Origin of the sequence: Sinorhizobium sp. NFACC03, from assembly GCF_900103435.1 — a bacterium.
Classification (GTDB): domain Bacteria; phylum Pseudomonadota; class Alphaproteobacteria; order Rhizobiales; family Rhizobiaceae; genus Ensifer.
In genome coordinates this window covers 63,495-85,466 of the sequence record NZ_FMXF01000017.1, presented here as the reverse complement: position 1 = coordinate 85,466, position 21,972 = coordinate 63,495, and the positions used below count along the sequence as shown (strand labels likewise).

Sequence of the window (21,972 nt, the reverse complement as noted above, 5' to 3'; positions counted from 1 at the left end):
CAGATGGCTTCGTCTGCCCGATCGGTCCCGATTTGTGGGAAACGTCGGTTAAGCCGGCATTAACCGCCACGACCTACCGTTTCGGAAAGCTCCACGATGCTGTCCGGGGATCATACATGCTGCTTCCGACCCAGCAATCGACCGCCACCGCAACGACCAGCCTGGTCGGCTCGATCCTCAAGGACATCGAAAAGCGGCAGGCGGAAGAAGAAGAAAAGGCCAAGGGCACCAAGGACGACAAGGTCCTGAAGGCGCAGGTCCAGTCCGACGATGCCCGCAAGGCGGCCAACGAAAAGATCAACGCGCACTTCTTCGATCGCACCCAGAACGACCCCAACAGCAATCGCGCGGCTCTCGTTCGCCAAGTCGGAGCGTTCTTCCACCTCGACCGCGAGACGTTCAAATCCGACGCCGCCTTCGCCAGAACGCTCGAGAACCAGATCAAGGATCTGGATCCGAGCGATATCGCCAAGGTCGAGGAGCAGCTTGGGCTGGATAAACTCGGCCTCTCCCTCACCGAATTGGCTGAGGCACTCAAAAATCCAGGCGGCCGGGAAAACGAGACACTGAAGGCGGCGCTTGGAGAGACGAGCGGCAAGAGTTCTCAAAGCCAGGCACAGGCTGCCAAGGCGGTGGATCGACTCAAGAGCACAACGGAATCCGGGTCGCTCGAGGAAGCCCAAGTCGACAGCTTGCGCAACGATCCCACGCGCAGAACCGACAAGCAGTCGCTGGTCGAACAAAACGAGCAGCTTCGTGCGCTCCAACTCAAGGACGAGATGGAAAATGTCGCCGAGCGCCGCGAAGCCGAGTTGCAAAACCTGGTCCGCTTCGACGAGAACGGCCTGTACAGCCTGACGGCGCAGAGCTTCTGATCATTTCCTCCGCACGATACCGAGCCTTGCCATGACCTCCTTGGGAATGCCGTAGCGGCGAACGGCATCGCGGCTGTCACGCAGCCCGCAGATCTCGCGCTGGATGAAAAAGGCCCAGACGACATCGGCTGCTTCATCGAGAAGCCGCTCGCGCAAATCCGGGGCCGCCTCCGCCTTCAGTTCCGACAGTGCGGCAAGCGCCTTTTCCACCTTCAGCCCATGCCGGCCGAGCGCATCGGCCCGCTCGGACATGAGTTCATATTCGAGCACGTTGAAGGCGCCGGTGGTCGAGAAGGTCGGGCTCAGGGCTTTTGGGGGACGAACGCTCATCCGAAACTCCTCAGAAGTCCAGAAGATGGCGCTGTCGAAGCCCGCAGGCAAGGGCGGTCGGCTGCCGCAGCGATCGAAACTTGGTTAAGATTTCATAAACCTCTTTCACCTAGCCTCAGTGATCATGCCGATTCCCTTATCCGCGGCCTGGTCGCGGCTGTCCGGCCATTGGACCCCTGCATGTTTCTTTAAGAAACATGCAGCAACTCAAAGTGCTACAGCGACCTTTGCGCGCCTCATAGGGCGCGCGGCGCTGTAGACGCGCATGAGGCGCCAACCCGTAAGTGACAAAGAAAACAGTTCGCACGCGAGCCGGAAATCGGTCCGTGCCCAAGCGTGCACCCGCGTTTCGTCGCTCACCGATGATTGGTCAACCTGAGGTCAAGCGAGATGGAGACCAGAATGCTGATACCCATCCAGACGGCCCGAGCCGCGGCCGCTACCGCAGAAGACACGAACACCAAGGCACAGCAGCCGGCAGCGCTGTTGCCCGCCGGCCAACGCGGCGAAGCCATTCAAAAGATCCTGGACGCGTTGACCCGACACCTCTCGGGTCGCGAAATCCTCTCCAAGGACGCTCTGGTGCGGCTGATGGAGGACCTGGCGCGCATCCTGAAGTTCCCGCCCCTGCCTCAGGAAGGCGGGCGCGATTTCGTTCGACGCCTGGTGGCCTTCCTCGAAACGATGCCTGCATCCGATCGGCTGTTGCTCGAGCGCCAGCTCGGCGGGCGCAGCCTCGCCGTCCGGGTCGGTCTGCTTGCCGAACTGCCCGCGATCCGCAATGGCACAAGCGCGTCGAGTAACACCGCCACTTCGATGCCCGCTCAGGCGCGCGACGTCATCCTGCGCAACCCCTCTTTCCAGCCGGCAATGCCTTTCAACCCGGTTGCTGCGCGTACCCCGGTTGCCGGCGAAGTTGCGCTGCTGCAGGCGGTACTGCGCAAGACCTATGGGGTTGGCAACGACACCGACGCGCTCGAACCGCGGGGTGATGACCTGGACCAGGCCGGAACGACAGAGGCGCCCTCAAAAGCCCGAAACGCCGCACCGGAGCGAAGCGAAACGCGTGCGAGCACAGGCAAGCCCACGCCACCGGAAGGCACGCCGGTCGAAACCGCCGCCGCCCTGCTTGCAGGCGAAGGCGAAGTCGAGGAAGCGCCGCAAACGGCCCTCGGGCCTGAGCCTGAGGAAACCGGCCCCCCAACCGATGGCGGGCATGTCGAAACCGAGGTCCCGGCCAGCGAGAGCACGGCGGCGCCGGCCGAAGCCGATACGACTGCCGAAACCGCTGAGGACGCCGACCCCGATGGCACCTATGGCCCAATGCCTGATGCGGAGGAGAAGGACGCCAAGACAGCAACGGCGGCCGGTCGCGGCAACCCCGAAGCCCGGCCGGTGCGGGTGCTCTTCGAGGCGATCAAGACGCTCATTCGCGACAGCGTAAACCTGCCCGGAAGCGCAGCCGGCGCCGAGACCAAGCCGGCGGCTGAGCACGCCAATGGTACCGACGCGCCGGCGCCGGTCCCGGTAAAAGAAACCGCCACACCGGTGCGCGCAAACGACGCCGCGGCGCACCAGCGCGAGGCCCCGGACGGCGGCAACGCCCTGCCGTCCTTGCTCGACGACCAGACCGAGGACACAAAGGCTGCCCAGCGCCTGCCTGTGGACATGCGGCCGCAGCGCGCAACCGATGAACAGAGGATGCATCAGGTCATCGCCAGGCTGGTCGAAAACGGCCTGCCGCGCGAAGCCATTCCTTTTGCCATGATCCCCTACCCGCCAGCCGCCAAGGATGCGGCGGAGACCGAAAACCTCAGCCATGAAATGCCTGGCGGATCTGAAGACCAGGCATCGGACGAAGAACAGGGCGCAGAAGAAGGCGACGGCCACGATCAAGGGGATGGAGCAGATCCAACGGACGAAGCCCTGCTCGACGACGGGACACCCGAAGCACCCGACGCCTATGATCTCTATCGCAGGCTCGGCGGCCTCGGCTGAGGGGGCGCGACCCGAGCAAGTATTCGAGCAAAGAAAAACCCGCGGAGATCGCTCTCCGCGGGTTTTTCAGTTCAGGTGTCAGGCAACGATTACTCGTTGTTCTGGCGGTTCTTCAGAGCCGCGCCAAGGATGTCGCCGAGCGAAGCGCCCGAGTCGGACGAACCGAACTGAGCAACGGCTTCCTTCTCTTCAGCGATTTCCAGAGCCTTGATCGACAGCTGGATCTTGCGGTCCTTCTTGGAGAAGTTGGTGACGCGGGCGTCAACAACCTGACCAACCGAGAAACGCTCCGGACGCTGTTCGTCGCGGTCACGCGCGAGGTCAGCGCGGCGGATGAACGAGGTGATGTCTTCGTGGTTGACGAGCTTCACTTCGATGCCACCATCGTTGATCGCGATGATTTCAGCCGAAACAACGGCGTTCTTGCGCAGTTCGCCCGAAGCAGCGGCGTCGCCGACTGCATCCTTGCCGAGCTGCTTGATGCCGAGCGAGATGCGCTCCTTGTCGACGTCGACGTCGAGAACAACAGCGCGAACAACGTCGCCCTTGTTGAACTCTTCGATAACCTGCTCGCCCGGACGGTTCCAGTCGAGGTCGGAAAGGTGCACCATGCCGTCAACATCGCCGTCGAGGCCGATGAACAGACCGAATTCGGTCTTGTTCTTGACTTCGCCTTCGACTTCGGTGCCAGCCGGATGGCTATGCGCGAATGCCTGCCACGGGTTCTCGAGCGTCTGCTTGAGGCCGAGCGAGATGCGACGCTTGGTCGGATCGACTTCGAGAACGACAACGTCGACTTCCTGGCTCGTGGACAGGATCTTGCCGGGGTGTACGTTCTTCTTGGTCCAGGACATTTCGGAGATGTGGATCAGGCCTTCGATGCCCGGCTCCAGCTCGACGAACGCACCGTAGTCGGTGATGTTCGTGACGGTACCGGAGATCTTCTTGCCGACCGGGTACTTCGCGCCGATGCCATCCCACGGATCCGACTCGAGCTGCTTCATGCCGAGCGAGATGCGGTGGGTTTCCTGGTTGATGCGGATGATCTGAACCTTGACCTGCTGGCCGATGTTCAGGATCTCCGACGGATGGTTCACGCGACGCCATGCCATGTCGGTGACATGGAGCAGACCGTCGATGCCGCCGAGGTCGACGAACGCACCGTAATCGGTGATGTTCTTGACGACGCCTTCGACAACTTGGCCTTCTTCAAGGTTCTGAACGATTTCAGAACGCTGCTCGGCGCGGGATTCTTCGAGAACGGTACGACGTGAAACGACGATGTTGCCGCGACGCTTGTCCATCTTGAGGATTTCGAAGGGCTGCGGGTTGTGCATCAGCGGGGTGACGTCGCGGATCGGACGGATGTCGACCTGCGAACGCGGAAGGAAGGCAACGGCGCCGTCGAGATCGACGGTGAAGCCACCCTTGACCTGATTGAAGATGATGCCTTCGACGCGTTCGCCGGCTTCGAACTTCACTTCCAGGCGCATCCAGCTTTCTTCGCGGCGAGCCTTCTCGCGCGACAGAACTGCTTCGCCGAGCGCGTTTTCGATGCGCTCAACGTAGACTTCGACTTCGTCGCCGACCTTGAGCGAGCCGTCCTTGGCCTTCGCGCCGAATTCCTTCAGAGCGATGCGGCCTTCGACCTTCAGACCGACGTCGACAACGGCGACGTCCTTTTCGATGGCCGTAACGATGCCCTTGGCAACATAGCCTTCGGCGAGATCGGTCTTCGCGAAGGATTCTTCGAGAAGAGCGGCGAAATCGTCACGGGTAGGATTGGTAGCAGACATGGAATCTCCTGCATGCATCTCATTCGAGACGCACATGCGCCGGGGGCTGGTGTTGAACAGGCCTGAACCCAGTCCGCCCCATCGAAGGGGCAATCCGGCGCGTGGACGGAATTTCAGGCTTATGCAAGAAGAGCGATCCTGACAGTGTCGGAGATGGGCTCTTCTTCAGATCTTCTTGATCAGGGCCGCATCGATCAAAGATTTTGCGCCCTGAAACGCCGCCTCTATACTCATTTCAGACGTATCAAGCAAGTGCGCGTCTTCGGCCGGGCGCAAAGGACTGTCGGCACGCCCCATATCGCGCTCGTCGCGCTTCTTCACATCCTCGAAAATCGCCGCGTAGTCGGCCGGCTGGCCGTTGCCGATGATCTCGTCGTAACGGCGTTTCGCCCGTACTTCCGGCGACGCAGTGACGTAGAGTTTTACCGGCGCACCCGGACAGACAACCGTGCCAATATCGCGTCCGTCGAGCACCGTTCCGGGCTCGCGCAGCGAAAAGGCGCGCTGCGCCTCGACCAGTGCGCGGCGCACCGCCGGCATGACGGCGATCTTCGACGCCGCCTCGCCGATCGCGTGGGCGGAAAGCACCGACCGATCAAGCCCGGCGAGCTCGACCTCGCGCGCCATCTTCTCGGCGACCGCCTCGTCATCGAGCGGCAGCCCGCTATCCAGCAGCGCCTTGGCGGTGGCACGATAGGTCAGCCCCGTATCGAGATGATGAAAGCCATATTCCTCGGCGATCCGGCGCGAGAGCGTGCCCTTGCCGGCCGCTGCCGGCCCGTCGATGGCGATGATGAACGTCATTTTCCAACCTGCATATGTATATGGTCGTCGTGCCTGGCGGCCCTGCAACCCTGAAACCTAATGGACTCCGCCTCGACGCCAAGTCTTTGCGCCAGATGCGGCTCCACGAATATCTTCTCGATACCGAAACCGCTCCCCTCACCGGCAAGCCAGCGGAGCGCCTCACGCATCCGCGCCTCTTCGAGCGGCCAGGGCCGCCATAGTGACTGCAGAAACGCCAAGTCCCACCGCAAGGTCAAGAGGGCGTTGCGATCGTCGCATGGAAGAACGCTTCCCGGACGCGGCTCTTCGAAGGCGAAGTAGCCGATCGGCGAACGTGTCGTCTTATCCAGGTATCTGCCGCCGGCATCCTGATAAAAGAACGCGACATCGAGCTTTCGGCCATCCGAGTGGGAGAGATGGGGAAACAGTGGGAAGCCATTGAAAAATGGAAAATTCGCGTCGAGGGCCAAGGTTGTGGTTCCGGGGAATGCCCGGTCCATATGCCGCGACAAAGCGACGGCTGCCTCCCTCAGTTCCGGAACGACATACTGGCGGTTCAGGACGCAGAAGAATGGCGACTGCATTCTGAGCCGCGATGTACCGTCGTCGAAACAGGGCAACGGAACCCGACCAAAGACCGGCGCCACAGCGTAGCTGAGCGTGCTCCCGGCTGCATAGAGGCCAAGAAAGAGTGCAAGAAATACGAGAAAGCCAGCTCTGCTTCGGCGCGCAATGCCAAGTGCAACAAGCCAGACAAGGCCGCCGATCTGCGTCAGCAACGTCAGGAGAACAACGACTGCGATTGTCAGCAGCCATCTGAGTTTTATCGCCGCCAGCGCCGTTGGCTTCACTCGACCACCGCCCCGAGCGTGGTCATCAGCTCAATATACCCCGGAAAGCTGGTCGCGATCATCGACGCATCATCGACGGCGACCGGGTATTCGGACACAAGCCCCATCACAAGGAAGCTCATGGCGATACGGTGATCGAGATGGGTCCTCACCACCCCGCCTGAAGCATTTCCGAGGCCCTTGCCGCCGGGGCGACCACGCACGACGAGCGAGGATCTGCCCTCATCGCAATCAACACCGTTGAGTTTCAGGCCCGCGGCAATGGCGGCGAGGCGATCGGACTCCTTCACGCGCAGCTCATCGAGACCATGCATGATGGTCGCGCCTTCGGCAAAGGCGGCGGCGATGGCGAGAATGGGATACTCATCGATCATCGAGGCGGCACGCTCTTCGGGGACCGTAACGCCTTTCAGTTCGGAATGGCGCACCCTCAGATCCGCCAGGTCTTCTCCGCCGGCCTGCCTGATTTCGATCACCTCGATGTCCCCGCCCATCTCCTGCAACGTCAGGATCAAGCCCGTGCGGGTCGGGTTCATAAGCACGTTCCGGATGGTGATGTCAGAACCCGGAACGACGAGCGCCGCGACCAGCGGGAAAGCCGCCGAGGACGGATCGCCGGGCACATCGATCTCCTGGGCGACGAGCCTGCCGCGGCCTTCGAGCAGGATGGTGCGGACACCGGTGGCATCGGTTTCCACCGAGAGTTCGGCGCCGAATCCGCGCAGCATGCGCTCCGCGTGGTCGCGGGTGATCACCGGCTCGATGACGGTGGTGATGCCGGGCGCATTGAGACCGGCGAAGAGCACCGCCGATTTCACCTGGGCAGACGCGACCGGCACCCGGTAGGTGACCGGCGTCGGCGTCTTCGGTCCGCGAAGGGTCACCGGCAGCCCGTCACCCATAGCTGCCTTTACCTGCACGCCCATCTCACGCAAGGGATCAAGCACGCGCGCCATCGGCCGCCGGCTGAGCGAGGCATCGCCGATGAAGGTCGTTTCGAAATCATAGACGCCGACGAGACCCATGATGAGGCGGCAACCGGTGCCGGCATTACCGAAATCAAGCGGCGCTTCCGGCGCAAGCAACGCACCATTGCCGACGCCGTTGACGATCCAGGTGTCGCCCTCCTTGCGGATCCTGGCACCCATCGCCTGCATGGCCCGGCCGGTGGCGATCACATCCTCGCCTTCGAGCAGGCCGGTGATACGCGTTTCGCCGGCGGCAAGCCCGCCCAGCATCAGCGACCGATGCGATATCGACTTGTCGCCGGGAATTCGGACCGTACCCTTAAGGCCGTCTGATTTGCGGGCGGTGGCAGGGCTTTGGCCCAATCCTTGCGACATGCGGAATCCTCGAAACATGCAAGACAGTGTCGCGCGCTCAAGTCGCGCCAACGTCGCGGCGGCAGCTGAATGGCTGACTGTTTTTATTCTTAGACCGGATAGGATTGAAGAAGACAATGCAACTCGTAAGGCGTCCTTGCAGGCCGGCGCCTGCTGTCGGCAGCACTCCTGCCACAACCCCTGCTGCATACTTCCTTAAATCGCGGCGAGCGGCCATCCTTGCGCGCCGGAAAGCCCGTGACACAGGGCCTTGCAAGTTTTGCCTTTGACAGATGCGGTCAAGATGATTATGGGGACCGGCTAATCATCATAAGCTTGATACCCTTTCCACCCGCCGGTTTTCGGCAAGAGCCGGCTCGGCCGGCCATTCAAGAGGCTTTGACAGTGGCAAAACCGGAACTTGGAACAAAGCGCATCGACCCGGAAACCGGGCGCAAATTCTACGATCTGAACCGTGATCCGATCGTTTCGCCTTACACCGGCAAGTCCTATCCGCTGAACTTCTTCGAAGAAACCTCGGTCGCCAAGGTGCTCGAGAAGGAAGAAGAAGAAGACGTCACGGAAGTCGATGCAGAGAACACCGAAGTCGAACTCGTTTCGCTCGAGGATGCCGATGATGAGGCAGCGGGCGGCGACGACCTGCCGGATCTCGGCGACGACGATGTCGAGATCGACGGTGACGACGACGACACCTTCCTCGAAGCCGACGAAGACGAAGACGACGACGACATGAGCGGCCTCATCGGCGTCTCCGACGACGAAGAAGACGTCTAAGCGCTTCAAATGACATGGGAATGCTCCCGTCCTCGGCCTATAGGGCCCGGACGGGAGAAAATCGGCCCGGACTAGAAATAAATCCACAGGCCACGCATTTTTCGGCTTGCCATCCTCAAAAAGGGGAAGTAATAAGCCGCCACTCGCCGGACACAACAGGCCGACGAATTTCCCGGACCGGCCTAGCCGGAACCCGATATGGGGCTATAGCTCAGCTGGGAGAGCGCTTGCATGGCATGCAAGAGGTCAGCGGTTCGATCCCGCTTAGCTCCACCAAATTTCTTCTTCGATTGATGACCAATGGACCTTCAAGGTCCCTCACTGCTTTCCAACTCGTCCAGCGAATCCAGGATCATCGTCAGCAACCGGATGATGTCGGCCGACTCGAGCAGGGCGTTGCGGATTTCGCGTTCCGATCGGTTGGGCGCGGAGGCGGCAATGTCGAGCAGAACATTGGTGACATCGGGGGCATCGGTGTTGGGTTCCATGCCGGTCTGTTCGCGCATGCAGCGGATCAGCGCCACTGCGCCTTCGAGCAACCGTTGTGCCTGCACCGGGGTGAGTTCATGGACCTCATTGGCGGCACGAAACAGCTGGGATCTGAAGCCCGATATCGTGGTCATCCCCCGGATGATACTCCTTTCGGCTTCAAATGAAAGTGGTGGCCGGACCCATCTGTGCAACGTTCGGATGAACAGGTTACGCGAGCGACCTTGCGCGAAGGCGAACAAGACGGCCAAGCCGCACAGTCACACGTCGGTGCAGCCGGCCCCTCCATCGCGTGTTTATAATTTGTTAAGCATCGGAACGCAGAAGCTGATGCCATGTTCCTGATCTCGAAAATCTTCTGGCTGGCCGCACAGCCGCTGTCGTTCTCGTTCTTCGCCGCCCTTGCCGGGCTGCTGGCGACGGCGGCGGGCATGCGCCGCACCGGCGGCTTCCTTGGCGGGCTTGGCGCGCTGGTGCTCTTCGTCAGCCTGTTCACCACCGCCGGCCCCTACGCCCTCCAGGCGCTCGAAGACCGCTTCGCGCGCCCCTCGCCATCACCTGCAACGCTCTCCTGCATCATCGTGCTTGGCGGCGCCTTCGAGAACGAGGTGATGGCAGGCCGCGGCGGCATGGAATTCAACCAGGCGGCGGACCGCTTCATCGAGACGGTGGCGCTCGCAAAACGCTACCCCGAGGCGCGTATTCTGGTTTCCGGCGGTGACGGCTCCTTCAGCGGCGCCTATGCCGGCGACGCCGAGGCTTCGCAGGGTTTCCTCGCTGCATTCGGCGTCGGCGGCGAACGGCTGATTCGCGAAGAACAGTCGCGCACAACGTTCGAGAACGCCCGCAACACCAAGGATCTGCTGGCTGCGAATGGGCTCTCGAATTGCGCACTCGTCACCTCCGCCTTCCATATGCCCCGTTCGGTCGGGCTCTTCCGCGCGCTCGACATCCCGGTCATTCCCTGGCCGACGGATTACCGCACCAGCGGCAAGCTTGGCCTTAGCTTCGACTTCACCCAGCCGTCGCTCAACGCACAATTGACGACGACGGCGGTGCGCGAATGGATCGGCCTCCTCGCCTATCACCTTGCCGGCCGGACACCCTCGATCCTGCCGGCGCCCTGAGAGTTGACGGCGGGGCCCGAGATAGCCCAGCTTCAAAGCGAACCGCCGAATCTTGCCCGGAGCGCCCATGCCGATCCTCGAAATCCTCGACTACGCCGGTGTGGCCGTCTTCGCAGCGACCGGAGCGCTGTCGGCGTCACGCAAGCAGCTCGACATCATCGGCTATCTCTTCCTCGCCTCGGTGACCGGGATCGGCGGCGGCACGATGCGCGATGTCGTTTTGGGCGCGACACCGGTCTTCTGGGTCACCAACCCGACCTATCTTCTGGTCTGCGTCACCGTGGCGGTCATCCTCTTCTTCACCGCCCATCTCTTCGGCTCGCGCTACCGGGTCCTCGTCTGGCTCGATGCGATCGGCCTTTCAGCCTATTGCGTCATGGGTGCTGCGAAGGGATTTGCGGCCACGGGCTCAGCGGGTGTCGCGCTGGTCACCGGCATGCTGACGGCCACCTTCGGCGGCATCCTGCGCGATCTGCTCGCCGGGGAACCCTCGGTGCTGCTGCGGCCGGAAGTCTATGTCACCGCCGCGCTGATAGGCGCTGGCGCCTTCGTGCTTGCAACGATGGCTGGCCTGCCGCTTGCGGCGGCATCGACGCTCGGGGTGATTTCCGCCTTCGCCGTGCGCGGCGGTGCGCTCAAGTTCGGCTGGACGCTGCCGACGGGCAAGGCGCAGCCGGGCAGAGATCCCGATGATGTGATGTGAATGCGCTTATGCGCCTGATCGGCGCGAACGCTACGCGATCAATTTATTTTAAGGATTGCCGTGCCGGCTCGCTTGAAGACACGCGATTGCCAGCGGAACCCCGTTTCGCGCTTTTCCTGGAATTGCGCTGAGATCAGCGACCGTTCTTGCGGCGCAGACGGATCACCACGTCGACATGCGAAATCTCCATGCCCTCGGGCGGCTCCGGGAGATTGTCGATCTGAATGTTGCTGACGGGGATATCGAGAACCTCGTTCTGGCCCTCGACGAAGAAATGATGGTGATCCGACACATTGGTGTCGAAATAGGTCTTGGCGCTTTCCACCGCCAGGACACGGATCATGCCGGCCTCGGTGAACTGGTGCAGCGTATTGTAGACGGTTGCGAGCGAAACGGGCACCCCGGCCATGACAGCCTCCTCGTGCAGTTCCTCGACGGTCAGGTGACGGTCACCCTTGGCAAAGATCAGATCGGCGAGGGCAACGCGCTGACGGGTCGGACGCAGGCCTGAGTGGCGCAGCCTTTCTTCCGAACTCACTTCTGTTGCTTTCGTCATCAAGGGTCGTTCCATGTATCCCGGCGAAAATCACAATACTTCCGTTGCGATATAACTTTTGCGCCCCGCGCTTTCAATAGATTCTCGGTCAAACATGCGTTGCAAAGCCCGAAAAACCGGTCAAACTCGGGGAAGGCTGGCAATTAACTCTGGTCGCGCCCACATTGATCCTGTAAGCGACGGCGGAACGAAAACGCCATCTGAGGCGGCGGTGATCTGGCCGGAAACGAGAAGGTCCGGGTTCGCCACGCTTCATTTCAAGCCGAACTTGCTCTAAAGCAGATCGGACAACACGTTAAGTCATTCGGGGAAGCATCCATTCATGACCACCAGACAATCCAGCTTCAGCTACGAGGAAATCCTGGCCTGCGGCCGTGGCGAGTTGTTTGGCCCTGGCAACGCGCAGCTGCCGCTGCCGCCGATGCTGATGGTTCATCGCATCACCGAGATTTCCGAAACGGGTGGTGCCTTTGACAAGGGTTATCTGCGCGCCGAATACGACGTGCGCCCCGATGACTGGTATTTTCCCTGCCACTTCCAGGGCAATCCGATCATGCCGGGCTGCCTCGGCCTCGACGGCATGTGGCAATTGACCGGCTTCTACCTCGGCTGGCTCGGCGAGCCTGGCCGCGGCATGGCGCTTTCCACCGGCGAAGTGAAGTTCAAGGGCATGGTTCGTCCCCACACCAAGCTTCTCGAATACGGCATCGACTTCAAGCGCGTCATGCGCGGCCGGCTCGTGCTTGGCACCGCCGACGGCTGGCTGAAGGCCGATGGCGAGACTATCTATCAGGCAACCGACCTGCGCGTCGGTCTGTCCAAGGATAAGGCCGAGTAGTCCAGGCCTGCCTGCACCGAACGAAATAAAGAAAAGGTCAGTATCATGAGACGGGTTGTTGTCACGGGCCTCGGCATCGTTTCCTCGATCGGAAACAACGCGGACGAAGTCACGGCGTCGCTGCGCGATGCAAAGTCGGGCATCACGTTTTCTCCCGATTTCGCGGAAAACGGCTTCAAGTGCCAGGTCTGGGGCGCCCCGTCGCTCGATCCGACCGAGCTCGTCGACCGTCGCGCCATGCGCTTCCTGTCGCAGGGCGGCGCCTGGAACCACGTGGCGATGAAACAGGCGATCGCCGACTCCGGCCTCGAAGAAACCGTCGTTGCCCGCAACGAGCGCACCGGCATCATCATGGGCTCGGGCGGTCCGTCCACCCGCACGATCGTCGAAGCCGCCGACGTCACCCGCAAGAATGTGAGCCCGAAGCGCATCGGCCCGTTCGCCGTTCCGAAAGCGATGTCGTCCACGGCATCCGCGACGCTCGCCACCTGGTTCCAGATCCACGGCGTCAATTACTCGATCTCCTCGGCCTGCTCGACCTCGGCGCACTGCATCGGCAATGCTGCCGAGATGATCCAGTGGGGCAAGCAGGACGTGATGTTTGCCGGCGGTCACGAGGATCTCGACTGGACCATGTCCAACCTCTTCGACGCCATGGGCGCCATGTCCTCGAAATACAACGAGACGCCGGCGACCGCGTCCCGTGCCTATGACGTCAACCGCGACGGTTTCGTCATTGCCGGCGGCGCCGGCGTTCTCGTTCTCGAAGAGCTTGAGCACGCCAAGGCCCGCGGTGCGAAGATCTACGCCGAAATCGTCGGCTACGGCGCGACCTCCGACGGCTACGACATGGTGGCTCCCTCGGGCGAAGGCGCGATCCGCTGCATGCGCCAGGCGCTTTCGACGGTGAAGGGCGATGTCGACTACATCAACACCCACGGCACCTCGACGCCGGTTGGCGACAGCAAGGAAATCGGCGCGATCCGCGAAGTGTTCGGCAGCAAGATGCCGCATATCCAGTCGACCAAGTCGCTGACCGGCCACTCGCTGGGTGCTGCAGGCGTGCAGGAATCGATCTACGGCCTCCTGATGATGCAGGCCGGCTTCATCGGCGAAAGCGCGCATATCACCGAACTCGACCCGGAATTCGATGGCGTTCCGATCGTTCGCAAACGCATCGACAATGCCAAGATCGATACGGTTCTGTCGAACTCCTTCGGCTTCGGCGGCACCAATGCGACGCTCGTCTTCCAGCGCTACAACGGATAACACCATGACGGGACTGATGACCGGAAAGCGTGGCCTCATCATGGGTGTGGCCAACAGCCATTCCATTGCCTGGGGCATTTCCAAGGCGCTTGCGGCGCAAGGGGCGGAACTCGCCTTCACCTACCAGGGCGAAGCTCTCGGCAAGCGCGTCAAGCCGCTCGCCGCCGAGCTCGGCTCGGACTTCCTGCTGCCTTGCGATGTCGAAGACATTGCGTCCGTCGATGCCGTCATCGATGCGATCAAGGAACGCTGGGGCAATCTCGACTTCATCGTGCATGCCATCGGCTTCTCCGACAAGAACGAGCTGAAGGGCCTCTATGCCGACACCTCGCGCGACAATTTCAGCCGCACGATGGTGATCTCCTGCTTCTCCTTCACCGAAATCGCCAAGCGTGCTGCCGAGCTGATGAATGACGGCGGCTCGATGCTGACGCTGACCTATGGCGGCTCGATGCGCGTCATGCCGAACTACAACGTCATGGGCGTTGCCAAGGCGGCGCTCGAGGCTTCCGTGCGTTACCTAGCGGCGGACTACGGCGTGCGCGGAATTCGCGTCAACGCGATCTCCGCCGGCCCGATCCGCACCCTTGCCGGCGCCGGTATTTCCGACGCCCGGGCGATGCTCTCCTGGCAGCAGAAGAATTCGCCGCTGCGTCGTACTGTCACCATCGACGACGTCGGCAATTCCGCGCTCTACCTGCTTTCGGACCTGTCGCGCGGCGTCACCGGCGAAATCCACTACGTCGATTCCGGCTACAACATCACCTCGATGCCGGCGCTCGACACGTTGCGGACGGCCGACGTCGAGTAACACCCTCAACCGACCGGAAAACGGAACAAAGCCCGCGGATCGGCCTCGATCCGCGGGCTTTGTCATTCATGAGCCGCTCAGGGAAATAGAAACAGTGCGAGCACGGCGACCACGATCGCCAGCACGATGAACCCCGTGTGCGTGCGCCGCCCCGGCTCCAGCGGCAGGTGATAAAGGCTCTTCAGGAATGACATGGGTACCTCGGAGGTCGCTCCATGTCCCTCGGCATGCTTGATGTCCTTGGCGACAGCCTCGGCCGCGTCCTCGGTCAAAGGCGGCCTGTTCACTCCCCACGTCATGGCACTCATCCTCCGACGAGAAATACCGACGGCGTCATGGTGAGCCCGAACAGGGGCGATGGCAACAGGCAAACTGTCGCTGCCCGTTGGCCGGGGCGAGAGACCCGGAACGAAAAAAGCCGGGCGATTGGCCCGGCTCCTTGCTTAATCCTTGATGGGCTTCAGCGCTTCGCCCAGAGCACCTTGAAACGGGCGTTGCGGCAGGTTTCGCCGTATTCCTTGGAATTCTCGGCCAGTACCTGCTCGTAGGGCAGGCCGCGGTTGGCGACCAGCATCAGCTTTCCGCCCTGCTTCAGCGCCTTCAGCGCCGTCTTGATGATGGCAATGCCAAGCGCCGGCTCGGCGGCGTGGGCCTCATGGAAGGGCGGATTCATGACGATGAGATCATACTTGTCGCGCGGCTCTTCGCTCGTCAGGTCGAACCAGTGGAAGCGCGCCGGCGTCGACGGCACGTTTGCCATCATGTTGACGCGCGCAGCTTCGAGCGACTCATGGTCGGCTTCGAAGAGATCGACGCCCTTGAGGCCCGGCGAGGCTTCAGCGAGCTTGACAGCGAGATAGCCCCAGCCGGCGCCGAAATCGGCGGCATGGCCGTGGAAATCGTTCGGCAGACGCGAGGCGAGCAGTTCCGAACCCGCGTCGATGCGGTCGTGCGAGAACATGCCCGGCGAAGCCTCGAACAGGCCATCGACGCGTACCGGCACCTTGGCGAGCTTGTGCACCGCGTCGGTGACGTCTTCGGGACGGGTGAACCAGAAGGCGACGCCGTGATATTTCGGCAGATGATCGCCGTCCCATTCGAACTTGGCGATCCGCTTCTTCAGCGACTGGATGCCGTCTTCCTTGCCGCCGGCAACGACGATCAGGCCGCCCTCGCGGGTGCGCTTCAGCGCCTCGGCGATCCGGTCCTCATTCTCGCCCTTGTGCTTGCCACAGAGCACCAGCGTGACGTCGTAGTCCTCGCCGGTGATCTCGGGCGTCACATCGGCGCGCATGGCCTCCAGGGCGCGATAGAGCGGCCGCAGCGGCTGAACGGCGGCGATCGAGGCTTCGAAGCCCTTGGGCAGCCTGTAGCCCGCCTCAGCGCCGAGAAAGAGAACACGCTCGCCTTCGCCCGGGGGGTCGATCACACCGCTATCGAACGGGTAAAACAGGGTCTTCAACGCATCTCGGCTCATCGGTCTATCCGTCATCTTCCTACAAGAAAGGGGCGCGGAGCGTTCCGCCCCGCGCCCCGAATGCATTCGGGTGAAGCTCGCTTATTCGGCGGCTTCGCCGTCGCCCTTCTTCTCAGACTTCTCGGCAGCAACTTCCTTGCCGGTGGCCTGGTCGACGACCTTCATGGAAAGGCGAACCTTGCCACGCTCGTCGAAGCCCATGAGCTTGACCCAGACCTTGTCGCCTTCCTTGACGACGTCGGTCGTCTTGGCAACGCGCTCGGAAGCGAGCTGAGAGATGTGGACGAGGCCGTCGCGGGCGCCGAAGAAGTTGACGAAGGCGCCGAAGTCGGCGGTCTTCACAACGGTACCTTCATAGATCTGGCCAACTTCCGGCTCGGCGACGATCGAGTGGATCCACTTGCGGGCCGCTTCGATTTCCTTGCCCGACGAGGAGGCGATCTTCACGGTGCCGTCGTCTTCGATGTTGATCTTCGCGCCGGTCTTCTCAACGATTTCGCGGATGACCTTGCCGCCGGAGCCGATGACTTCGCGGATCTTGTCGACCGGGATGTTCATGACTTCGATGCGCGGAGCGAACTCGCCGAGCTGGCCACGGCTTTCGGAAATGGCCTTGGCCATTTCGCCGAGGATGTGGAGACGGCCGCCCTTGGCCTGGTTGAGCGCAATGCCCATGATCTCTTCGGTGATGCCCTCGATCTTGATGTCCATCTGGAGCGAGGTGATACCAGCGTCGGTACCGGCAACCTTGAAGTCCATGTCGCCGAGGTGGTCTTCGTCGCCGAGGATGTCGGAGAGAACGGCGAAGCGCTCATCTTCCTTGATCAGGCCCATGGCGATACCGGCAACCGGCTTTGCCAGCGGAACGCCGGCGTCCATGAGAGCGAGCGAGGTGCCGCAAACCGTCGCCATCGACGACGAGCCGTTGGATTCGGTGATCTCGGATACGACACGCAGTGTGTAGGGGAACTGCTCGGCTTCCGGCAGCATCGGGCGAATAGCGCGCCAGGCGAGCTTGCCGTGACCGATTTCTCGACGGCCCGGGGAGCCCATGCGACCGGTTTCGCCGACCGAGAAGGGCGGGAAGTTGTAGTGCAGCATGAAGCGTTCTTTGTACATGCCGGTCAGGCTGTCGACGTACTGTTCGTCTTCGCCGGTGCCGAGCGTGGCAACGACGATCGCCTGCGTCTCACCGCGGGTGAAGAGCGCCGAACCGTGGGTACGCGGCAGAAGGCCGACTTCCGAGACGATCGGACGAACGGTTTCCAGATCGCGGCCGTCGATACGGCTCTTGGTGTCGAGGATGTTCCAGCGAACGATCTTGGCCTGCAGGTGCTTGAAGACGGCGCCGATGACTTCAGCGGTGTACTTGGGCTCCGCACCTTCCGGGAAGAAGTGTGCCTTTACCTTCGCCTTGACGGCATCGACGGCAGCGTAGCGGGCAGCCTTTTCGGTGATCTTGTAGGCGTCGCGCAGTTCGGCTTCGGCCATGCCGAGCATTTCGGCTTCGAGCGCGGAATGATCTTCCGGTTCGAATTCGCGCGGCTCCTTGGCAGCGACTTCAGCGAGCTTGATGATCGCGTCGATGACCGGCTGGAAGCCCTTCTGACCGAAGACGACGGCGCCGAGCATGACGTCTTCAGCCAGTTCCTTGGCTTCCGATTCGACCATCAGCACCGCTTCCTGGGTGCCGGCGACAACGAGGTCGAGCGTCGATTCGTCCATCTCGTCGAGATGCGGGTTCAGCACGTACTGGCCGTTGATGTAGCCGACGCGCGCGCCGCCGATCGGGCCCATGAACGGGACGCCCGACAGCGTCAGCGCTGCGGAAGCGGCAACCATCGACAGAACGTCGGGGTTGTTTTCGAGGTCATGCTGCATGACCGTGACGATGACCTGGGTATCGTTCTTGTAGCCATCGGGGAAAAGCGGACGGATCGGACGGTCGATCAGGCGCGAAACGAGCGTTTCGTTTTCGCTCGGACGGCCTTCGCGCTTGAAGTAGCCACCCGGGATCTTGCCGGCAGCGTAGGTCTTTTCCTGGTAGTTGACGGTCAGCGGGAAGAAGTCCTGGCCCGGCTTCGGCGACTTGGCCGAAACGACGGTGGCGAGAACGACGGTTTCGCCGTAGGTGGCGATGACGGCGCCGTCAGCCTGACGGGCGACCTTGCCGGTTTCGAGCTTGAGCGGACGCCCAGCCCATTCGATTTCAACCTTGTGGGTATCGAACATGTTCTGTCCTTCATGTGCGGCGGACCTTTCCGCGGCTGTTGCAGCGCGGGTGGTCGAGGGGCCGCATGAAATGGCGCATCACGGGCAAGACAACGGGAGGCTTCACGCTTGAAATCGGCTTGTTTCCGCTTCACCGCGCCGCTTATCTGCGGCGTTCCGGCAAGCAGAGCCGAAGCATCCTGCAATCCTGCCCCATGACGGGCCATCGGTTGATCCGCGATACCGGCCCATCCGGTTCGCTGGATTCTCTCCTGGTACCACGCTTCCTAAGCGGCCGGAGAGATCATTGCTTGAGCGTTGAACGCTCCATAAAAAAGCCGGCGGGCCGCAAAGACCCGCCGGATAAGTCGCTTAGCGACGGATGCCCAGGGCACCGATCAGCTTGGTGTAGCGCGCTTCGTCTTTCTTCTTCAGATAGTCGAGGAGCGAACGACGGCTGGAAACCATTGCGAGCAGACCACGGCGGGAATGGTTATCCTTCTTGTGGCCCTTGAAGTGTTCGGTCAGGTTGTTGATCCGTTCCGTCAGGATAGCAACCTGGACTTCCGGAGAACCGGTGTCGCCTTCAACGGTTGCAAATTCCTTGATGAGCTGAGCCTTACGCTCTGCAGCAATCGACATCGGATGATCCTTTCGATTTCGAGGATTTAGGGACGCCGTCAGCCGGGATGTCGTCCAGCTGCGGCCGTGAATGCAACGGGCATGCGCCTTTTGCTGGCGTGCCTATAAACGAATTGGATGAAAAAGGAAAGGGTCATGGACCTGCACCCCGATGGGCTTCCGGAGGGCCTCGGAAGCTTGTCGGTCGCGGCCGATTTCCGACGGTCGCGATCGACGCTCCGGCCGACCTTCGCGCCGTTTTTAAAGGGGCCCATCCGCATTCACGAATCTTCGTCCTTCGCCTCGCGCGGAATGGTGATCCGCCACTCGATGCCATCGGCATGCATCACCCGCTCCAGCGCGGCGTTCAGCGCCATGCCGAGCATGCGCTCCAGCACCAGTGTTCCGAAGCCCTTGCGGACCGGATCGGAGGGCTTGTCGGCGAGATCCGCGCCCTCCTCCCGCCAGCGAATGGCAATGCCTTCATCCTCCAGCGACCAGCTCAGCTTGACGACCCCGGTGGTGTTGGCGAGCGCTCCGTATTTGGTGGCGTTGGTCGCGAGCTCGTGCAGGGCCATGCCGAGGGTCTGGGCGATCTGCGTGTCGAGCCTCAGAGCCGGGCCGGAGAAGATCACGCGCTTCGGATCGTCAGGCGTAAACGGCTGCAACTGGTTCTGGGCGAGCTCGCGGAAATCGACCCCTTGCGCGGCGTTGGTGATCATCAGGTCGGTGGAGCGCGCGAGTCCGGCAATGCGCTTGCGGAAGCTGTCGGCGAAGTCCGACGCGCTCTCGGCCGAATAGACCGATTGGTTCAGCATCGACTGGATGACGGTAAGCTGGTTCTTCGAGCGATGCGCCACCTCGCGCATGAGGAAGCGGATCTCGTTTTCAGCCTTGCCGCGCGCCGCCGCTGCCCGTGCGAGCGCTGCCGAGACCTGCTCGACCTCCGAGATCATGTGCGGCCGCGATTCGATCCGTTCGCCGGCGCCGAGACGGCGCGCATCCTGCGCCACGAGCTTGACGCCCTGCGACAACAGCCGCGCAATCGCCAGCGAGCCGGCAATCGCGATGCCCGCGAAGATGATGCCGCCGAGCGACAGCCACAGGAACGACCAGACGGCCGGTGCATCGACGGTCGCGCTAGGCGCCCAGGCGATGATCCGCCATCCCGTGACGACGGAAAACTCGGTCGCGACGCGATATTTAGTGCCGTTTTCCTTGATGTTGCGGACACCGATGCTGATCGCCGGCACCTTGTCGAGGAAGAATGGTTCCCCGGCCTTGACGGCCGCATCCGACGAGATGATGACCTTGCCTGCGCCATCGACGAGTGCCGCGTTCCAACCGGGAGAAAGCGTGTCGCGGTTGACGGCCTTGGCCATGTTCTCGGCGTTTTGCGTCAGCGTCAGCAGATACTCCTCACCGGTCGCCAATTTCGCCGGCAGATAGACGTTGAAAACCCACTTTCCCGCGGTCTGGCCAAAGAAGACGTTGGAGACGAGCGGCGCACCATTGTTGGTGAAGGCCCGCTCGACCGAGCCCGTATCCGAGGCTTTGCTGAGTTGCGCACCGAAAGGCACCCTGGTGTTGAGCCGCTGGTTGTGCTTGCGGTCGATGACGATCAGGTAGGAGTCCGTTTCGGCGAGCGCCGTGGCGGCCCTGCGGTAGAAGGCCTCCATATTGCCGTCTTCGATCTCTTGCGATGTCGACAGCACCTTGAGCGTCGTCAGCATGCCCTCGATGTCACGTTCGACGATGCGCGTCACCGACCCGGTCGAAGCCTGCAGCAGCGCCGTGATCACCTGTTCCTGCTGGTCGACGCTGCGCTTCAGCACGACGAGCGAAAAAATGAAGGCCGGAACGATGGCCACCAGGAGCAGCGACGTCAGATAAAAACTGAACGGCCGGGTCAGGCGATGACGAACGAGATCGACGATCGTCGCCAGACCGTTCGTAGCCTTCCGCTTTTCTTCGTCCAGCACGCCCGTCACCTCAGTCGCCCTTCTTCGTTCCGCGCCGGCACACAGCCGCTTTCGGCGCGCGCCGCGGGAGACGGTGCGATCGCCAATCGGCTCCGGAGCACGGGACGGAAACGGAATCACCTCGGATGGATTGGAAGCCCATGCCGGGGATCATGCGTCAAGGATGGGGCAAAGGCAAACGCTTCCGGGCGCTTAGCCGGTGGCGAAAACACGCTTCGGGCGGAACTCACCCTCGGCGATCTCACCGATGGCGACCAGCTTGCCGCGTGCCGTCGCATAGGCTTCAGGCGTCGCAAGCGGCGCATCGCGGCCGCGCAGGATGATGGGATTGCCCATTCTCAGGCGGTGCGCCTGATCATCGTTGACGGCAACATGCGGAAGGTTAGAAAGCGCTTCACCGGTCTCGATCAGATAGGCGTCGAGCGCCGCCAGGCGTTCTTCGTCGCTCTCGATTTTCTCCAGCGCCACCAGATCGGCGAGCGGCACCATGTCCTCTTCACCAAACGGTGCGACAAAGGTGCGGCGCAGCGAGGCGATGTGGCCGAAACAACCGAGATCGCGGCCCATGTCACGGGCGAGCGAACGCACATAGGTGCCCTTGCCGCACTCGATTTCGAAATGCGCGAGATTGGGAGCGGCACCCAAGAGCGTCAGGCGGTGCACCTCGACCTCACGAGCCGGAATCTCGACCGTTTCGCCATCGCGGGCGAGGTCGTAGGCACGCTCGCCGTCGATCTTGATCGCAGAGAACTGCGGCGGCACCTGGCTGATGACGCCGGTATATTTCGGCAGCAGCGCGCGGATCGCCTCTTCGTTCGGTCGTTCGGTCGAGGAATGCGTAACCTCGCCTTCGAGATCGTCGGTCGAGCGTTCCTCGCCCCAGGCAACGGTGAATTCGTAGATCTTGCGGCCGTCCATCACGTAAGGAACGGTCTTCGTCGCATCACCGAGTGCAATCGGCAGCATACCGGAGGCCAACGGGTCGAGCGTGCCGGCATGGCCGGCCTTTTGGGCCTTGAACAGCCACTTGATCTTCGAGACGGCTTCAGTGGAGCCGAAGTCGAGCGGCTTGTCGAGGATCAGCCAGCCCGAGATCGGGCGGCCCTTGGGCTTACGCGGTTTGGACATGAAATCT

21 protein-coding genes and 1 tRNA gene are annotated in these 21,972 nt (G+C 62.1%); 9 read left to right on the top strand and 13 right to left on the bottom strand.

Annotation, left to right across the window (positions count from 1 at the left end; all coding sequences use genetic code 11):
- Positions 1–116 precede the first annotated feature (116 nt).
- Positions 117–875, top strand: coding sequence for a hypothetical protein (locus BLU35_RS20780; RefSeq protein WP_058326196.1), 759 nt, complete (start codon positions 117–119; stop codon positions 873–875).
- Here BLU35_RS20780 and BLU35_RS20775 read toward each other — a convergent pair whose 3' ends face one another.
- Positions 876–1,205 (bottom strand): DUF6665 family protein, encoded by a 330-nt coding sequence (locus BLU35_RS20775; protein ID WP_058324533.1) that lies wholly within the window; start codon positions 1,203–1,205, stop codon positions 876–878.
- A gap of 402 nt (positions 1,206–1,607) precedes the next feature.
- Here BLU35_RS20775 and BLU35_RS20770 point away from each other — a divergent pair, with 402 nt between their 5' ends.
- Complete coding sequence (locus BLU35_RS20770) at positions 1,608–3,203, top strand: hypothetical protein (RefSeq protein ID WP_093234326.1); 1,596 nt, start codon at positions 1,608–1,610, stop codon at positions 3,201–3,203.
- Between the two features lie 89 nt (positions 3,204–3,292).
- Here BLU35_RS20770 and rpsA read toward each other — a convergent pair whose 3' ends face one another.
- The 4 genes from rpsA to aroA form a co-directional block, all read right to left on the bottom strand.
- Positions 3,293–5,017, bottom strand: coding sequence for a 30S ribosomal protein S1 (gene rpsA, locus BLU35_RS20765; protein ID WP_082615707.1), 1,725 nt, complete (start codon positions 5,015–5,017; stop codon positions 3,293–3,295).
- Positions 5,018–5,164: 147 nt separating this feature from the next.
- The gene (gene cmk, locus BLU35_RS20760; RefSeq protein ID WP_093234325.1) at positions 5,165–5,803 is read right to left on the bottom strand and encodes a (d)CMP kinase; all 639 of its coding nucleotides are present in this window, start codon (positions 5,801–5,803) and stop codon (positions 5,165–5,167) included.
- Positions 5,800–6,636 carry a hypothetical protein gene (locus BLU35_RS20755; protein WP_286161571.1) on the bottom strand — a complete coding sequence of 279 codons (837 nt, stop codon included), beginning with the start codon at positions 6,634–6,636 and terminating at the stop codon, positions 5,800–5,802. The genes cmk and BLU35_RS20755 overlap by 4 nt, the downstream gene beginning before the upstream one ends.
- Entirely contained in the window at positions 6,633–7,979 is a 1,347-nt protein-coding gene (gene aroA, locus BLU35_RS20750; protein WP_093234324.1) for a 3-phosphoshikimate 1-carboxyvinyltransferase, read from the bottom strand. Before aroA ends, BLU35_RS20755 begins: the two co-directional genes overlap by 4 nt.
- A 384-nt stretch (positions 7,980–8,363) precedes the next feature.
- On the opposite strand from aroA, the gene BLU35_RS20745 reads away from it, so the two are divergent.
- Together BLU35_RS20745 and BLU35_RS20740 are read left to right on the top strand one after the other, a co-directional pair.
- A complete protein-coding gene (locus tag BLU35_RS20745; RefSeq protein WP_057247831.1) occupies positions 8,364–8,753 on the top strand; it encodes a TIGR02300 family protein in 390 nt (129 codons plus the stop codon).
- Positions 8,754–8,953: 200 nt separating this feature from the next.
- Positions 8,954–9,029: transfer RNA gene (locus BLU35_RS20740), tRNA-Ala, on the top strand.
- A gap of 32 nt (positions 9,030–9,061) precedes the next feature.
- On the opposite strand, the gene BLU35_RS20735 is transcribed toward BLU35_RS20740, so the two are convergent.
- Entirely contained in the window at positions 9,062–9,376 is a 315-nt protein-coding gene (locus BLU35_RS20735) for a hypothetical protein (protein ID WP_058324528.1), read from the bottom strand.
- A 201-nt stretch (positions 9,377–9,577) separates the two neighbouring features.
- Between BLU35_RS20735 and BLU35_RS20730 the strand changes: the two genes are divergently transcribed.
- Together BLU35_RS20730 and BLU35_RS20725 are read left to right on the top strand one after the other, a co-directional pair.
- Positions 9,578–10,369, top strand: a complete 792-nt coding sequence (locus BLU35_RS20730) for a YdcF family protein (protein ID WP_093234323.1) — start codon at positions 9,578–9,580, stop codon at positions 10,367–10,369.
- Positions 10,370–10,436: 67 nt separating this feature from the next.
- Positions 10,437–11,072 (top strand): trimeric intracellular cation channel family protein, encoded by a 636-nt coding sequence (locus BLU35_RS20725; protein WP_058326190.1) that lies wholly within the window; start codon positions 10,437–10,439, stop codon positions 11,070–11,072.
- A gap of 133 nt (positions 11,073–11,205) precedes the next feature.
- Here the strand turns inward: BLU35_RS20725 and irrA are convergent, their stop codons facing one another.
- Complete coding sequence (gene irrA / locus BLU35_RS20720; protein WP_093234322.1) at positions 11,206–11,628, bottom strand: iron response transcriptional regulator IrrA; 423 nt, start codon at positions 11,626–11,628, stop codon at positions 11,206–11,208.
- A 322-nt stretch (positions 11,629–11,950) separates the two neighbouring features.
- On the opposite strand from irrA, the gene fabA reads away from it, so the two are divergent.
- From fabA to fabI, 3 genes are read left to right on the top strand one after another with little or no spacing between them, the layout of a single operon-like run.
- Positions 11,951–12,466, top strand: coding sequence for a 3-hydroxyacyl-[acyl-carrier-protein] dehydratase FabA (gene fabA, locus BLU35_RS20715; RefSeq protein ID WP_029742379.1), 516 nt, complete (start codon positions 11,951–11,953; stop codon positions 12,464–12,466).
- 45 nt (positions 12,467–12,511) lie between these two features.
- A complete protein-coding gene (gene fabB, locus BLU35_RS20710; RefSeq protein ID WP_093234321.1) occupies positions 12,512–13,735 on the top strand; it encodes a beta-ketoacyl-ACP synthase I in 1,224 nt (407 codons plus the stop codon).
- 4 nt (positions 13,736–13,739) lie between these two features.
- Positions 13,740–14,546 carry an enoyl-ACP reductase FabI gene (fabI, locus tag BLU35_RS20705; protein WP_057247825.1) on the top strand — a complete coding sequence of 269 codons (807 nt, stop codon included), beginning with the start codon at positions 13,740–13,742 and terminating at the stop codon, positions 14,544–14,546.
- A 77-nt stretch (positions 14,547–14,623) separates the two neighbouring features.
- On the opposite strand, the gene BLU35_RS20700 is transcribed toward fabI, so the two are convergent.
- The 6 genes from BLU35_RS20700 to truB all read right to left on the bottom strand — a co-directional run bounded on the left by BLU35_RS20700 (position 14,624) and on the right by truB (position 21,965).
- Positions 14,624–14,845 carry a hypothetical protein gene (locus BLU35_RS20700; RefSeq protein WP_058324522.1) on the bottom strand — a complete coding sequence of 74 codons (222 nt, stop codon included), beginning with the start codon at positions 14,843–14,845 and terminating at the stop codon, positions 14,624–14,626.
- A gap of 161 nt (positions 14,846–15,006) precedes the next feature.
- A complete protein-coding gene (locus BLU35_RS20695; RefSeq protein WP_057247823.1) occupies positions 15,007–16,023 on the bottom strand; it encodes a class I SAM-dependent methyltransferase in 1,017 nt (338 codons plus the stop codon).
- An 81-nt stretch (positions 16,024–16,104) separates the two neighbouring features.
- Positions 16,105–18,255, bottom strand: coding sequence for a polyribonucleotide nucleotidyltransferase (pnp, locus tag BLU35_RS20690; protein WP_057247822.1), 2,151 nt, complete (start codon positions 18,253–18,255; stop codon positions 16,105–16,107).
- Between the two features lie 351 nt (positions 18,256–18,606).
- On the bottom strand, positions 18,607–18,876 hold the full coding sequence (gene rpsO, locus BLU35_RS20685) for a 30S ribosomal protein S15 (RefSeq protein WP_029742369.1): 270 nt from the start codon (positions 18,874–18,876) through the stop codon (positions 18,607–18,609).
- Between the two features lie 260 nt (positions 18,877–19,136).
- A complete protein-coding gene (locus BLU35_RS20680) occupies positions 19,137–20,846 on the bottom strand; it encodes a sensor histidine kinase (protein WP_093234320.1) in 1,710 nt (569 codons plus the stop codon).
- 183 nt (positions 20,847–21,029) lie between these two features.
- Entirely contained in the window at positions 21,030–21,965 is a 936-nt protein-coding gene (gene truB / locus BLU35_RS20675) for a tRNA pseudouridine(55) synthase TruB (RefSeq protein ID WP_057247820.1), read from the bottom strand.
- Positions 21,966–21,972 lie beyond the last annotated feature (7 nt).